We start from the raw sequence: 14,549 nt of genomic DNA on the forward strand, positions 1-14,549 counted from the left end.
TAACGTCATGGATTCGACCTACACCATCATCATTGCAGACGATCACCCACTCTTCCGTAATGCCTTGTTTCAATCTATCCACATGGCAATCAGTGGGGCAAATTTGCTGGAAGCGGACTCACTCGACGCACTGCTGGCTTTGTTAGAGCGAGAAGAAGAGCCAGATTTGGTGCTATTGGATCTCAAAATGCCAGGAGCAAATGGTATGTCTGGCTTGATTCACTTGCGAGCAGAACACCCAGACTTACCAATCGTCGTCGTCTCGGCTAGTGAAGAGCCAGCGATCGTGACACAAGTGAAAAGCCATGGTGCGTTTGGTTTTATTCCTAAATCGAGCGATATGCGCGAATTGGTGAATGCGCTCAATCAAGTGCTCAATGGCGACCCGTATTTTCCTGAAGGGCTGATCACCAATAACGCGGCATGTAATGACTTAGCGGAGAAGATTGCCGCGCTAACGCCACAGCAATATAAGGTGTTGGGGATGTTGTCAGATGGCTTACTGAACAAACAAATCGCCTACGAATTGAATGTTTCAGAAGCCACCATCAAAGCGCATATGACGGCGATTTTCCGCAAGCTCGGCGTAAAAAACCGCACACAAGCCGTCATCATGCTAACGGAGATGAACGACTAGGTTCACTCCTCGTCAGCGAGCAGGCTTTGCTCGCTTGGCAAACGGATACCCACTTTGGTGACTTGTTGGTCAACGACATCGGCAATGATCCATTGCAAGCCTTGCCACTCGAATTGGTCCCCTAACACTGGTGTAGTCCCCAGTTGTTCTTCTACAAGGTTTCTTAAGCTTTTATCGAGTGACTCATCGCCCAAGTTCAGGCCATACATCATCGCAATATCGGCAAGGTTCACTTCAATATCTAGGAAGAAATCACCAAAGAATCGTGCCAATGACGCTTTCTCAGGCGCTTCACTAAATAGCAAGCTCAGAGCATCCAAATCCTTTTCTTGCGCCAACACACACAAGGTATCGTCTTCTTCGAGGCGCGTACTACCTGACGGATGCAATAACGCTTTATTGCGAAATACTGCGGCGATGCGCGTTCCATCCGGCATCGAAAGACTACGCAATGGTTCACCAATACACCATTTATCCGCTTTAAGCTTATAGATAAACAGTTCCCACTCACTAGTTGGGTAAATCTCCACACCAGTTCGTGAAATTGGCTCAGGTTTAGAAGGCAGCTCTACCTTCGCCAGAGACATCGCTTTAGTCAATGTACCACCTTGCACAATCAAAGAGACCATTACCACGAAAAACGCCAAATTGAAGTACAACTGCGCATCTGGCAATCCTGCCATCATTGGAAATACCGCGAGAATGATTGGGACAGCACCGCGCAAGCCCACCCAAGAAACAAACCACTTTTCACGTGGTGTGAAACTCTTGAATGGCAGTAAACCGATCCAAACCGAGATTGGACGGGCAAATAAAATCATCCCAAAGGCCAACGCCAAACCAGGCAACGCAATAGAAAGCAAGTTGGAAGGCGTAACCAATAAACCAAGCACGAGGAACATACCGATTTGAGCTAGCCACGTCATGCCATCTAGAACATGAAGAATGGAATGGCGGCTACGTGTTGGACGATTACCTAACAGTAAACCAACCAGATAAATTGACAGAATACCGCTGCCACCTAATGCATTAGATAAAGCGAAAATCAGCAAGCCACCACTGACGGTTAAAATCGAATATAAGCCATCCGGCAGTTGATTACGATTGATGACCTTCCACAAAATCCAGCCACCAGCAAAACCGAGTAAAGCACCAATACCAAACTGCTTAAGAAAACTGAGCGCCAAAAAGCCCACACTCAAATCTGCATCTGGGTTCGCTAAAATAGCAATCAGAGTAACAGTCAGAAACACCGCCATAGGGTCATTGGTGCCAGATTCAATTTCCAGCGTTGAGCCAACACGTTCGTTAAGACTACGACCTTTGAGTAGAGAAAAAACCGCGGCGGCATCAGTGGAGCCGACAATCGCACCAACTAATATACCTTGCAGCAAGTCTAAGTCGAATAACCACGTTGCCATCAGCCCGGTCAAAATAGTGGTGATTGCAACCCCAAACGTTGCTAAAGACACCGAAGGCCATAACGCCACCCTAAAGCTGGCAACCCGTGTTCTCATACCACCATCAAGCAAAATGATGGCTAATGCGAGGTTACTGACCAAGTAAGCGATCGAAAAATTATCAAATAAAATACCGCCTAAACCGTCTTCCCCCGCCAGCATTCCAACGGCTAAAAATACCAAAAGAATTGGGATTCCCAACTTAGAGGAAACTGGGCTTAAAAGAACGCTAAGTGCGATTAACAACGCACCTATAAGAAAAAAACTGTTAATGGTGTCTGCGTCCATTCTCACCCTCCCTTAATGAAAAACGATATGCTTGTGATGAGCTAAGGCGACTTCGTTAATAAGTTAATGCCTTAATCTGCCTCCTCCTTAAACCGTCCCAAAGCGCGAGGTTGTACGAGAATGACTCAGTTATATTACTTTATTGTGCGCTAAAACGGTGATTTGGTACGAAAACTTTATGTAAATAAATTACTTGTGAAGTTTTCACGCCAGTTTTTTCGCTGATTGATAAAAAGAAGAACGCAGAATGTTTCTGTTAAGGATCGCTAAAATCAATGAAGAAAAAATTAATCACGTCTCTTATTCGTGCTTTTTATCATTTCTCTCCTTAGACCTTTGGCTAATTTAACAGCTTTTTAACATTAACAAATAACCCTAACTCTTCTCTAAGCGCCCATATCACGGGAGTTTTTTATTTTTCATACCCCGACTAAAGTTGAAAAGAGTTCTTGCCAACACCTTGCTAATGTACATGTTGAAACATTTTTTTAACAACAATACCAATCGTAAGGAGACGGCAATGGCATTTGAAAGCGAAGAAACAGCCAAAGCCTATTGGGACAAAAACGTGAAGCTCATGATTGGCCTTATGGTCATCTGGTTCGTAGTGTCTTTCGGCTGCGGCATTTTATTTGTCGACGTACTTAATCAATTTCAATTAGGTGGATACAAACTTGGTTTCTGGTTTGCTCAGCAAGGCTCCATCTACACCTTCCTAGGTATTATTTTCTATTACGCATGGAAGATGCGCCAAATCGACCGTGAATTCGGCGTAGATGAGTAAGGAGTAATTCAGATGGATTTGAAAACTATTACCTACCTGGTTGTTGGTGCAACCTTCGTCCTCTACATCGGTATTGCGATCTGGGCGCGTGCGGGGTCAACCAAAGAGTTCTATGTCGCAGGTGGCGGGGTAAACCCAATCGCTAACGGTATGGCAACCGCTGCTGACTGGATGTCGGCGGCATCGTTCATCTCAATGGCGGGTCTGATTGCCTTTATGGGTTACGGCGGCTCCGTATTCCTAATGGGTTGGACGGGCGGTTACGTACTGCTTGCACTGTTACTCGCCCCTTATCTACGTAAGTTTGGTAAGTTTACGGTGCCAGAGTTTGTTGGTGAACGCTTCTACTCGAACACAGCACGTATCGTGGCGGTTATCTGTCTTATCATCGCATCGGTCACTTATGTTATCGGCCAGATGAAAGGCGTTGGCGTTGCCTTCGGTCGCTTCCTAGAAGTCGATTACTCAACTGGCCTGTTGATTGGTATGTGTATCGTATTCATGTACGCCGTACTTGGCGGCATGAAAGGCATCACTTACACGCAGATTGCTCAATATTGCGTACTCATTCTTGCTTACACTATCCCTGCAATCTTTATCTCTCTGCAACTTACAGGTAACCCGCTACCTCAGATTGGCCTCGGGAGTACCATTCAAGGCACCGATGTTTATCTGCTCGATAGGCTCGACCAAGTGGTGACCGAACTCGGCTTTAGTGAGTACACCACACAGGTTCGCGGTAGCACACTAAACATGTTCGTCTACACCATGTCATTGATGATCGGTACTGCGGGTCTACCACACGTTATCATCCGTTTCTTTACGGTACCTAAGGTACGTGATGCGCGTACTTCTGCTGGCTGGGCACTTGTGTTCATCGCGATTCTATACACAACAGCGCCAGCAGTTTCAGCAATGGCTCGTCTAAACCTAATGGATACCGTTAACCCAGCTCCGGGCCAACACCTTGCGTATGATGAGCGCCCTGATTGGTTCAAAAACTGGGAAACAACAGGTCTATTAGGCTTTGATGATAAGAATGGCGATGGCCTGATCGAGTACACCTCAAACCCTGACACCAATGAGTTGCGAGTTGACCGTGACATCATGGTACTAGCAAACCCAGAAATCGCTAAGCTACCAAACTGGGTCATTGCACTCGTAGCCGCTGGTGGCCTCGCTGCAGCGCTATCCACAGCAGCGGGTCTGTTGCTTGCTATTTCGTCGGCGATTTCCCATGACTTAATTAAAGGGGTTATAAATCCGAACATATCCGAGAAGAAGGAGCTGCTTGCCAGCCGAATCTCGATGGCGGTGGCAATCGCAGCCGCAGGCTATCTCGGATTGAATCCTCCTGGCTTTGCAGCTGGTACGGTGGCGCTCGCCTTTGGTCTTGCTGCGTCATCCATCTTCCCTGCGTTGATGATGGGTATCTTCAGTAAAGGCATCAATAAAGAAGGCGCAATCGCCGGTATGATTGCCGGTATCAGTATCACGCTGTTCTACGTATTCCAGCACAAAGGCATCCTATTCGTTGCTGACTGGAAATATCTAGAAAGCTGGGGAACCAACTGGTTCCTAGGTATTGAGCCAAACGCGTTTGGTGCTATCGGCGCACTATTTAACTTCATCGTGGCATTCGCGGTATCGAAAGTTACGGCGGAAACACCTCAAGAAGTTAAAGATCTTGTTGAACACGTTCGTGTCCCTGTTGGTGCAGGCGATGCCGTGGACCACTAAAATATAACGCAAGCCACAAAAGCCCCACTTGGGGCTTTTTTATTCACCTAACTTATTCTAATAATTAGATTCCCTGAGCCGTAGCAAGGAAGCACACGAATGGCATTGGTTATATGTTCGGGGAACGCAGAAACCATTGTTTAGAACAAGGCAAAGATTGCAGCAAGCTAGTTGCTCTACCTTCAAAATCATTAACGAAGTTATTAGTGATTTTAGCCAGTTAAAATGAACAGATAATTGATGGAATTAGTATTTTATGTTCAAAAACAAGCACTTTATTCTCGCTCTGCTGATTGCGCCGATTCTTTCTTTGATCGCCTACTTCGGCACCGATATGGCACTCAGCGAGAAACCCCACGCGGCACAAGAAGGGGAAACTTACAAACTCGCGAGTAAGTCTAACTGTCGTTACACCAGTGGACTGTGTGACATGGAAAATGGCGACTTTAAAGTGAAGTTTCGCTCAGAACAGCTCACGAAAAATGGCTTAGAATTGTCACTCAATGCCGCTTATCCACTCGAAGGGGTCAAAGTTTCGATCGTTAATGACGAAGATAAAAATGCTCAGCCGGTTGATATGAAGCCCGCCGATCAGGCTGGAAAAAGTTGGTACATTACCTTACCAAGACCAGCATCCGCAGAAAGTTGGTTAAGAGTCGTCATTCAATCTGGAGGCACACTTTATTACGGCGAAACACAAACCGCGTTTGTGAAGTACGAAACCTTATTTACAGAGTAATGGCCACAGATAAAGACACCGATATCCAAAACGTCGATACCTCATTGTCACCTCAGGACTAAATAATTCCCTCTCTGCCGACGCTTTTACGTCGGCTTTTGTTTCCGTAAGTCTTTCTTCAACAACCTCTTACTCTAAAAAGGGTTGCCAACCCACCACTTAACTGATAATAATTATCATTACATTAAACGAGAGGTGGTTATGGACAACAAACGGGACATCTTCAACGCATTTTTTAAAGCACAAGATAGATTCCTTCTCGCCGCACCACACGGCTTTGAGCCAGACGTAATTCATGACTATATTCATTGGGGAATGGTGTTGTCTTCCTGCTATGAACACGGTGCCGATGAAGAAAATCTATTGTTGTGTGAGCTGTTTTTGCGTCAGGTTTATTTCCATCTACTAGACGCAATTCAAGACTCCACTCGCAGTCGCATCTTCCGTCGTGTCTGTCTCGATTCTATCCATACGCCATTATTCTGTCTCAAACGCTATTACTATCAGTTTGAACAAGGCGACGTGAAATTTCTCGCATTACAACAACAATTACGCCTGATTCAAATCTCACTCGATTAACCAAAAGGATCCCTACCATGAGCACCGAATTCCGCATAGAAACTGACAGTATGGGCGAAGTGAAAGTCCCAGCAGATGCACTCTACCAAGCCCAAACTCAGCGCGCCGTCGATAACTTCTCATTCAGTCAACATAAGATGCCATCTGGCTTCATCCAAGCGTTGGCACACATCAAGCAGACTGCGGCACTCACCAACGCACAATTGGGGCTGCTTGAAGGTGATATCGCTAATGCGATTGCTGACGCAGCTCAGGCGATTATCGAGGGCAATCATATTGAGCAATTTCCAATTGACGTATTTCAAACCGGATCAGGCACCAGCTCAAATATGAATGCGAATGAAGTGATTGCAACACTGGCCTCCCAGCATCTAGGCGGTACCGTCAGTCCTAATGATCACGTCAACATGGGACAAAGCAGCAACGATGTGGTGCCAACCGCAATTCAAGTTAGCGCAGCATTAGCCATTGAAAAACAGCTCTTTCCGGCCCTGTCACACCTCAGCCAAGCACTAGAGTCTAAGCAGCAAGCACTGAAAGATGTTGTAAAAACCGGGCGCACTCACTTAATGGACGCGATGCCTATAACCTTTGCTCAAGAGCTTGGCGGTTGGCAGTTCCAAATCGACCATGCTAAGCAAGCGATTGAGCAAGCACTGCCAGCGGTAAAAGCCTTAGCCCAGGGTGGTACGGCAGTTGGAACGGGGATCAATGCCGATCCACGCTTTGCAGACTTATTCGCTAGCAACCTAACCCAGTCAACTCGTATTCAGTTCACGGCCAGTGATAACTTCTTTTTCAATTTAAGCAGTCAAGATGCGATCGTCGCCCTATCGGGACAGCTCAAAACAGCAGCAGTTGCGATCATGAAGATCGCAAACGATCTTCGCTGGATGAACTCAGGCCCATTGGCTGGTTTAGGGGAGATTGAATTACAGGGCTTGCAACCGGGTTCTTCCATCATGCCTGGCAAAGTAAATCCTGTGATCCCAGAAGCCGCAGCTATGGCATCAGCGCAAGTCATTGGTAATGACACCACTATTACCGTCGCGGGCCAAGCAGGTAACTTCCAACTAAACGTCATGCTACCTGTCATTGCTCATAATATATTGGAGAGCATCGAGTTGCTCGCTAACAGCGCAACCGCTTTAGCCGATAAAGCCATTGCAACATTCGAAGTTCGTCAAGATAACTTGGATGTAGCGCTCGCCAAAAATCCAATTTTGGTCACGGCCCTCAACCCGGTCATTGGCTACCTAAAAGCGGCAGAAATCGCGAAAAAAGCCTACAAACAGGGACGCGCGATTATTGATGTCGCGGAAGAAGAAACTGATTTAGATAGAGCCACGTTAGAACGATTGCTTAATCCCGCAAAACTCACCCAAGGTGGTGTTGCGGAATAAGCGGCAAACTCAGCCTACAAACCAAAATAAGATTACAAACACAGAGACCTCCATTCGGAGGTCTCTTTTATAGCAACGCTAAAACACTCTAAATCTATGCGACGCGGTTGAGCACCGAACGCAATTTAAGCGGCTTAACTGGCTTCGCAATAAAGCTGAACCCATTTGCCTTGATGCCATCAAGCATATCATCGGTGCGATCCGCGCTGATGATGACACCTTCAAAGCAGCTGCCTAGTCTCAAGCGACATTGCTGTAGCACTTCCAAGCCAGTACGACCATCATCAAGTCGGTAATCGGAGAAAATCACGTCCGGAATCCAACCATCCTCAAGCGCTTGTAGACTTTCAACTAAATCAATTGCAACTCGTGTATCGCAGCCCCATCGAGACAGTAAGTTTTCCATGCCGACTAGAATGTCAGGCTCATTATCGACACATAGGATTCTCAGATGACCAAGTTCAGATTGCTTACTCATTGCCACGTGAACTGGATGAGGCTGAACATGATCAGCTTTATCTAGGGTGATGGAAAAAACACTGCCTTTTCCAACCCAAGAGCGCATCGAAATTTCATGCCCAAGTACCTGAGCAATTCCCTTGGAAATCGCCAAACCAAGCCCGAGACCTTGGTCGGAACGAACTTGAGTTCCGCGATTAAACTCTTCAAAGATCTCTTGCTGCTTCTCTTCTTCAATACCTACACCGTTGTCCCACACATCAATACGCACTCGCCCTTTTACCCGGCGAACACCGAGCGCCACTTTGCCATTCGGGTTATAACGAAACGCATTGGTCAGGAAGTTTTGCACCACACGGCGCAGCAGTTTGGGATCCGATTTCACCATGAGTGAGGATGGAATCATGGTGAATGCTATGCCTTGTTGCTTGGCTAATGCGCTGAACTCCGCATTCAAATTCGACAACACATCGTTTAACGCAAAACCGTGCACATTGACTTCCAGCTTGCCCGACTCCAAGCGCGAAATATCCAGCAAATCTCCTATCAGGTCTTCGGCCGCCTCTAAAGCACTCTCAATGTGTGCCGACAGCTTTTTGGCTTCGCTGTCTTTGGCAACTTCCGACAGTGAAGAAGCGAACAGGCGCGCCGCGTTGAGTGGCTGCATCAAGTCATGGCTTACTGCCGCCAAGAACCGTGATTTGGACTTCGATTCCAAATCGGAGCGTTGCGTCGCTGCCACCAGCTGCTTGTTAAGTTGTTCTAATTCCCGAGTCCGCAGACGCACCCTTTCTTCCAATGTCTCGTTGGCGTCTTTCAGCGCTTGCTCTGCATCACGGAATACGGTGATGTCGGTAAAGCTCATCACAAAGCCACCACCTGGCATTGGGTTACCTTGTACCTCAATCACGCGACCATCAGGACGAACCCGAGAAGAGGTGTGCCGAGTCCCTTGCTCAAGGTGATAAACGCGACGACGGACGTGGTCATCAGGATCGCCTGGTCCACATAAACCTTGCTCTGCATTGTGCCGAATCACATCCGCAATCGGTCGCCCAACTTGGATCAAGCCTGGCGGAAATTCAAAGAGTTCTAAGTAGCGTTGGTTCCAAGCCACCAAGCGTAATTGCTTGTCGACCACCGCAATACCTTGGCCGATATGTTCAATCGCCCCCTGAAGTAGGCCTCGGCTAAAATCGTACAGTTCAGAGGCTTCATCGACGATAGTCGCCACCTCTTCAAGCTGCATGTTTCTTCCTTGCAGGGCAGAAGTAAGTACTAACTTAGCAGAAGAAGCACCGAATACCCCGGCTAATACACGTTCGGTATGTCGAATCAGAGAAGATGGCGCTTGCTGATTCGGCATTAGCTCTTCTCGTTGCTGGCTCCAATACGCTTGAAAAGCCGCTTTTACTCGCGTTCGCCCAACAAACCTAGACGCTAGCATTTCTAGTTCAGCAACCGTAACACGACTCTGGTATAGGCTCATGTTTTCGCTTTCAGGCAGTGGCGTACCAACGAATGATGCCGATTGTAAGCGCTCACTTAGGCTTGGTCGTGTAGTCATAGAAACCACGACAAAACACACTGCATTGGCGACCACGCTGAGGATCATCCCCCAATCTGAAATCGCAATGTCAAAGCCAGCCAATACCTCTGGTGGGGTGATCAACCAAATCAAAAAGTTGTTACTGGCATTCCCGGCAAGCATGTCCGTTTGGCTCATTAACGTAATCAGCCAAATGGTAAAGCCTACAGCCAAGCCAACATACACACCCTTCTTATTCCCTTGACGCCAGTACATACCGCCCACCAGCGCAGGCGCGAATTGCGTGATCGCCGCAAATGAGAGAAAGCCGATCGCTGAGAGTGAGTGAATGGTATCTAACGCTTGATAAAAACCCCAAGCGCCAATTAGTAGGACTAAAATCAGACCACGGCGGATCCGCAGTAATAATTCAGAGAAGTGATGATGGTTACGCTGCGTCAATCGCATGCGACGCAATAGTAGTGGCATAACCAAGTCGTTCGATACCATGATCGCTAAGGCAATCGTCGACACGATAACCATGCCACTGGCCGCCGAAGTGCCACCTAAAAATGCAAGCAAAGCGATTTCACTCGCCCCTACCGACATCGGCACACTGATCACATAAGTATCAGGCGAAGCACCACTCAACAAACCTTGCCCTACCCACGCAATAGGTAAAACAAAAATCCCCATCAAGATCAGATAAATGGGAAACAACCAACGAGCAACATGCAAATCTTGCGCGCGCTCATTTTCCACTACCATCGTATGGAATTGTCGTGGAAGACAAACAATCGCCAGCATCGTGAGTACGGTATGAATCAATATGGTCGGGATGTTTGGTGACTGATACGTCTGTGCGGCAACATCAACTAAGCTCAAATTCTCGGTGTTCATCGCCAACCAAACAATGAATACACCGACTACTAAAAACGCCAACAGTTTGATAATCGATTCGAAGGCAATCGCCATCATCATCCCACGATGGTGTTCCGTGTTATCAATGTGCCGGGTACCAAATAGCATGGTAAAAATTGCCAGTGCGACCACGACAAACCACGACACGCTATCGTTTTGATAACCAAAATCGGTAGCCAGTTCTGGGGCAATGATTTCTAGCCCCATGGTGATACCACGCAACTGCAAAGCGATGTACGGCAAAATTCCCGCAACTGCAATGAGTGTAACAACTACGGCCAAACCTTGAGATTTGCCGTAACGAGCTCCGATAAAATCAGCAATCGACGTGATGTGTTCCCGTTTAGCAATCAAAATAAGCCGAGCTAAAACGCGCCATCCGATGGTAAACACTAAAATGGGGGCAATATAGATGGGCAAGAAAGACCAAGGGTTACTGCTGGCCTGCCCGACCGTGCCGTAGAAGGTCCACGATGTACAGTACACCGCAATGGAAAGGCTATAAATCCACGGCCGCCAGCGTGCTAACCACCTTTTCTGAATGTCGCCGTACCACGCGATGATAAATAAGGCTCCCAAATACGCCAAAGAAACGGGAACCACCAGCCATCCTTGCATCCGATATCCTTTCTTGCCTTTCTTGCCTTTCTTGCCGTTTTAAAGCAAGAGAATAAAAAAACCTCTCCATTAGGGAGAGGTTTCATTTAACACTGCTTTCACAACGGAGACAAAGCTTAGTTTTTAACCTTTGTCACAGAAGTCTAATTCTGTGTTTCCAGTGACTTGTCTGATACATCGACCACATGATGTGGCTCTTGTGGTTCGAGCTTGATGAACAATGCCAATAAACCCATCGCGGCCATGCCCCAGAACACAAGTGGTCCCCAGTGCTCATAACCCCAACCGCTCAACACGGTCATCAGTGCGATGAATGCGCCTAGCGGAATCGCGTTATACAATGCTTGCAGCGCCACTATCTTATTCTCTTCCGAGTTTTGGATATATTGAATCGCAGCAATGTGTGCCGTTGCGAAGGTCACACCATGCAATAATTGAACAATCACCAAAGCAACAATCGACGTTGTCGATGCCGTAATGCCCCAACGCATCATCACACCAACGGCAGCAACAACAAATAACGCGCGCATTGACCAACCGACAAATAAACGTTTGCTCAGCGCAAACACTGCCACTTCGGCTGCAACACCCAAGCTCCACAGATAGCCAATCACATCTTCCGAATGACCTGCGGCTTTCCAGTGAATAGCGCTAAAACCGTAGTAAGCCGCATGACTGCCCTGAATTAATGACACCAACACTAAGAATTTAAGTATCGGCTTGTCTGTCAAAAGAGCACTCAGTTTTGGACGCTCCGCGCTTTGCCCACCAAGCGTAACGGGCATCGGGTTAGTCATACGCATTGAAAATAGCAACGAAACTAATACCCCGGCCATCGCCGTGTACAAGATCATATCAGAGCCAAATTCAGCCACCAGATAACCCACGGCCGTCGAACCCGCGATAAAGGCGATCGAGCCCCATAAGCGCGTACGGCCGTAGTCGAGCATTTTCAGACGAGCGTAGTAGTTTGCCATCGCGTCCGATAATGGAACAATCGGCCCACAACAGAGGTTAAATAGCACCGTCGCTAACGCCATTAACCAAAAACTGCCACCTGTAAAAAAGTGAAATCCAACAAATAGGAGGGCAGCGAAACTCAACCAACGTAAAGCAGGCATAAGGTGTTCAACTTTGTGCACTCGTGGGGTGATCACGATATTGGCAACACAACGTGTCGCAAGACCTAACCCAACTAGCAAACCGATGTCGGTCGAAGAGACACCTTGCTCCTTAAACCAAAGTGACCAAAATGGCAGATATACGCCATACGCAAAGAAGAATCCGAGAAAGTACTGGGAAATCCAGCCATACGGAGAAGGTTTCAACATTACTAATATCCTAAAACGGGAACATCAACGTTCGAACCGGGAATTATGGATCGCTATGCGTATTATAAAAAGGGAAGAATAGGCAACTTATCGTTTCCTCGATGGAATACTAACTTTGCGACATTGGCCATCTTAAAGCGAAATCATCGTGATTTAGACCAAAGTCGTCTGGCTTCCGGTAGGAAATTTGTCAGACTTAGAGAGTGTTCCTTCCATCATTGGGTGTTCTCATGCCTGACAAATTTAACATGCAATCTCCACCATTCGACCGCTTAACCGAAGCACAACAGACACGACTGCGCTCGTCTCTGGACGTTGCCTACTATCGAGCTCGAGATGTAATTTTATCTTGCGGACAGAAGAACCCTCACTTGCATATTCTGATCAAAGGCGCGGTAGAAGAGCGCTCCCAAGATCAGCAGGAAGTGTTCGCGCATTATGCCAACGACGATATGTTTGATGTGCGCTCGTTACTTGAAGACAACGTACGTCATCAATACATCGCACTTGAAGACACGCTCTCCTATCTGCTACCGAAAGACGTCTTTCTGGCGCTTTACAACGAGAATGGTCAGTTTGCGGCCTATTTCGATAACAATTTATCAAAGCGACAAGAACTCATCGAAGCCGCTCACCAACAACAAAACTTGGCAGAGTTTATCCTCACCAAAGTTGACCGCAGCATTTATCACCCACCGATGATCCTTGAGCCAAATACGCCGATTAACGAGGTGACGCACACCCTAAAAGCAAATGGGATCGATGCAGCACTTGTCAAACTCAATGATGACGATCCGAGATTAGAAAAATGGCCCTCGGCTCATCCATACGCCATCGTGACGCGAACCAACATGCTGCACTCCGTGATGTTAGATGGCAGCGCACTCAATACCCCTGTTGGTGATATCGCCACCTTTCCTGTCTATCACGTTGATGATGGTGATTTTTTATTCAATGCCATGATCACCATGACCCGAAATCGAATGAAACGTCTCATGGTATGTGATGGCAACCAAGCCGTCGGCATGCTGGATATGACCCAAATTCTCAGCGCGTTCTCCACCCACTCTCACGTGTTAACGCTCAGTATTGCCAGAGCAAGCAGTGTGGAAGAGCTCACATTGGCCTCAAACCGCCAACGTCAATTGGTCGAGAGCTTATTGAGAAACGGCATCCGCACTCGCTTTATCATGGAGTTAATTTCCGCCGTGAACGAGCAAATTATCGAAAAAGCGTTCGAGTTAGTGGTTCCACCGGCCTTGCACGATCATTGCTGCTTAATCGTACTCGGCTCAGAAGGTCGAGGAGAACAAATTCTCAAGACAGACCAAGACAATGCTCTAATTATTCAAGATGGTTTGGAATGGCCTCATTGCGAACAAGTGATGCAATCCTTCACGCACACTCTACAACAGCTCGGCTACCCACTCTGTCCGGGTAAAGTCATGGTCAACAACCCGAAATGGGTCAAAACGCAGCAAGAATGGATAAACACCTTAGACCGCTGGATAGCCAAAGCCGAACCACAACAAATCATGGACTTAGCCATTTTCAGTGACGCCCATGCTGTTGCAGGGAATCGCGAGCTGCTGGCTCCAATCGCGGCCCATCTTCGCGACACAATGAAAGATCGCATGTTGATACTGTCTGATTTTACTCGCCCTGCCTTGCAGTTTTCTGTGCCCCTAACTCTGTTTGGCAACGTAAAAAGTGCTAAGGACGGATTAGATATTAAACGCGGCGGCATTTTCCCAATTGTGCACGGCATTCGCACCTTGTCTTTGGAATATGCCATTGAGGAGAAGAACACGTTTGAGCGCATTGAAGCACTTCGAAAAAAACGCATCTTAGAGCCTGAAACGGCAGATAACCTCAACGAAGCACTGAAATTGTTCTTTAAGGTTCGCCTTAATCAACAACTCAAAAAGCAAGAAGCATTGAATAACATTGATATTAAACAACTGGATAGAACCGAGCGTGATTTACTTCGCCACAGCTTACATGTAGTGAAAAAATTTAAGCAATTTTTAGGCTTCCACTATCAAATTCGTGATTAACCATG

Annotated in this window: 10 protein-coding genes; 7 read left to right on the forward strand and 3 right to left on the reverse strand. The window is 47.1% G+C overall.

What is annotated here, in order from left to right; all coding sequences use genetic code 11:
* Positions 1 to 7 precede the first annotated feature (7 nt).
* Positions 8 to 637, forward strand: coding sequence for a response regulator (locus ACHFJ9_RS22000; RefSeq protein WP_005397542.1), 630 nt, complete (start codon positions 8 to 10; stop codon positions 635 to 637).
* 2 nt (positions 638 to 639) lie between these two features.
* On the opposite strand, the gene ACHFJ9_RS22005 is transcribed toward ACHFJ9_RS22000, so the two are convergent.
* Positions 640 to 2,385: a potassium/proton antiporter gene (locus ACHFJ9_RS22005; protein WP_005397543.1), complete on the reverse strand. Its 1,746-nt coding sequence runs from the start codon at positions 2,383 to 2,385 to the stop codon at positions 640 to 642.
* A 520-nt stretch (positions 2,386 to 2,905) separates the two neighbouring features.
* Between ACHFJ9_RS22005 and ACHFJ9_RS22010 the strand changes: the two genes are divergently transcribed.
* The 5 genes from ACHFJ9_RS22010 (at position 2,906) to ACHFJ9_RS22030 (ending at position 7,630) form a co-directional block, all read left to right on the forward strand.
* Positions 2,906 to 3,169 carry a DUF4212 domain-containing protein gene (locus ACHFJ9_RS22010; protein WP_395356307.1) on the forward strand — a complete coding sequence of 88 codons (264 nt, stop codon included), beginning with the start codon at positions 2,906 to 2,908 and terminating at the stop codon, positions 3,167 to 3,169.
* A gap of 12 nt (positions 3,170 to 3,181) precedes the next feature.
* Positions 3,182 to 4,909, forward strand: a complete 1,728-nt coding sequence (locus ACHFJ9_RS22015) for a sodium:solute symporter family protein (protein ID WP_005397550.1) — start codon at positions 3,182 to 3,184, stop codon at positions 4,907 to 4,909.
* A gap of 256 nt (positions 4,910 to 5,165) precedes the next feature.
* Positions 5,166 to 5,648, forward strand: a complete 483-nt coding sequence (locus tag ACHFJ9_RS22020; RefSeq protein WP_139059577.1) for a hypothetical protein — start codon at positions 5,166 to 5,168, stop codon at positions 5,646 to 5,648.
* Positions 5,649 to 5,849: 201 nt separating this feature from the next.
* Positions 5,850 to 6,227, forward strand: a complete 378-nt coding sequence (locus ACHFJ9_RS22025) for a hypothetical protein (protein WP_012841320.1) — start codon at positions 5,850 to 5,852, stop codon at positions 6,225 to 6,227.
* Between the two features lie 17 nt (positions 6,228 to 6,244).
* A complete protein-coding gene (locus ACHFJ9_RS22030) occupies positions 6,245 to 7,630 on the forward strand; it encodes a class II fumarate hydratase (protein ID WP_282150628.1) in 1,386 nt (461 codons plus the stop codon).
* Positions 7,631 to 7,724: 94 nt separating this feature from the next.
* Here the strand turns inward: ACHFJ9_RS22030 and ACHFJ9_RS22035 are convergent, their stop codons facing one another.
* Both ACHFJ9_RS22035 and ACHFJ9_RS22040 read right to left on the reverse strand, forming a co-directional pair.
* Positions 7,725 to 11,156, reverse strand: a complete 3,432-nt coding sequence (locus ACHFJ9_RS22035) for a PAS-domain containing protein (protein WP_395356310.1) — start codon at positions 11,154 to 11,156, stop codon at positions 7,725 to 7,727.
* Between the two features lie 143 nt (positions 11,157 to 11,299).
* Positions 11,300 to 12,487, reverse strand: a complete 1,188-nt coding sequence (locus tag ACHFJ9_RS22040; RefSeq protein WP_005397849.1) for a 3-phenylpropionate MFS transporter — start codon at positions 12,485 to 12,487, stop codon at positions 11,300 to 11,302.
* Between the two features lie 230 nt (positions 12,488 to 12,717).
* Between ACHFJ9_RS22040 and ACHFJ9_RS22045 the strand changes: the two genes are divergently transcribed.
* The gene (locus tag ACHFJ9_RS22045) at positions 12,718 to 14,544 is read left to right on the forward strand and encodes a DUF294 nucleotidyltransferase-like domain-containing protein (RefSeq protein ID WP_225462216.1); all 1,827 of its coding nucleotides are present in this window, start codon (positions 12,718 to 12,720) and stop codon (positions 14,542 to 14,544) included.
* Positions 14,545 to 14,549: the final 5 nt, after the last annotated feature.

The organism is Vibrio sp. D3, from assembly GCF_043995865.1.
Classification (GTDB): domain Bacteria; phylum Pseudomonadota; class Gammaproteobacteria; order Enterobacterales; family Vibrionaceae; genus Vibrio; species Vibrio diabolicus.

Excerpts from the sequence above, each read along its gene's own strand:
- ACHFJ9_RS22000 (WP_005397542.1), top strand. The coding sequence starts at position 8 with ATGGATTCGACCTACACCATCATCATTGCAGACGATCACCCACTCTTC.
- ACHFJ9_RS22005 (WP_005397543.1), bottom strand. The coding sequence starts at position 2,385 with ATGGACGCAGACACCATTAACAGTTTTTTTCTTATAGGTGCGTTGTTA.
- ACHFJ9_RS22010 (WP_395356307.1), top strand. The coding sequence starts at position 2,906 with ATGGCATTTGAAAGCGAAGAAACAGCCAAAGCCTATTGGGACAAAAAC.
- ACHFJ9_RS22015 (WP_005397550.1), top strand. The coding sequence starts at position 3,182 with ATGGATTTGAAAACTATTACCTACCTGGTTGTTGGTGCAACCTTCGTC.
- ACHFJ9_RS22020 (WP_139059577.1), top strand. The coding sequence starts at position 5,166 with ATGTTCAAAAACAAGCACTTTATTCTCGCTCTGCTGATTGCGCCGATT.
- ACHFJ9_RS22025 (WP_012841320.1), top strand. The coding sequence starts at position 5,850 with ATGGACAACAAACGGGACATCTTCAACGCATTTTTTAAAGCACAAGAT.
- ACHFJ9_RS22030 (WP_282150628.1), top strand. The coding sequence starts at position 6,245 with ATGAGCACCGAATTCCGCATAGAAACTGACAGTATGGGCGAAGTGAAA.
- ACHFJ9_RS22035 (WP_395356310.1), bottom strand. The coding sequence starts at position 11,156 with ATGCAAGGATGGCTGGTGGTTCCCGTTTCTTTGGCGTATTTGGGAGCC.
- ACHFJ9_RS22040 (WP_005397849.1), bottom strand. The coding sequence starts at position 12,487 with ATGTTGAAACCTTCTCCGTATGGCTGGATTTCCCAGTACTTTCTCGGA.
- ACHFJ9_RS22045 (WP_225462216.1), top strand. The coding sequence starts at position 12,718 with ATGCCTGACAAATTTAACATGCAATCTCCACCATTCGACCGCTTAACC.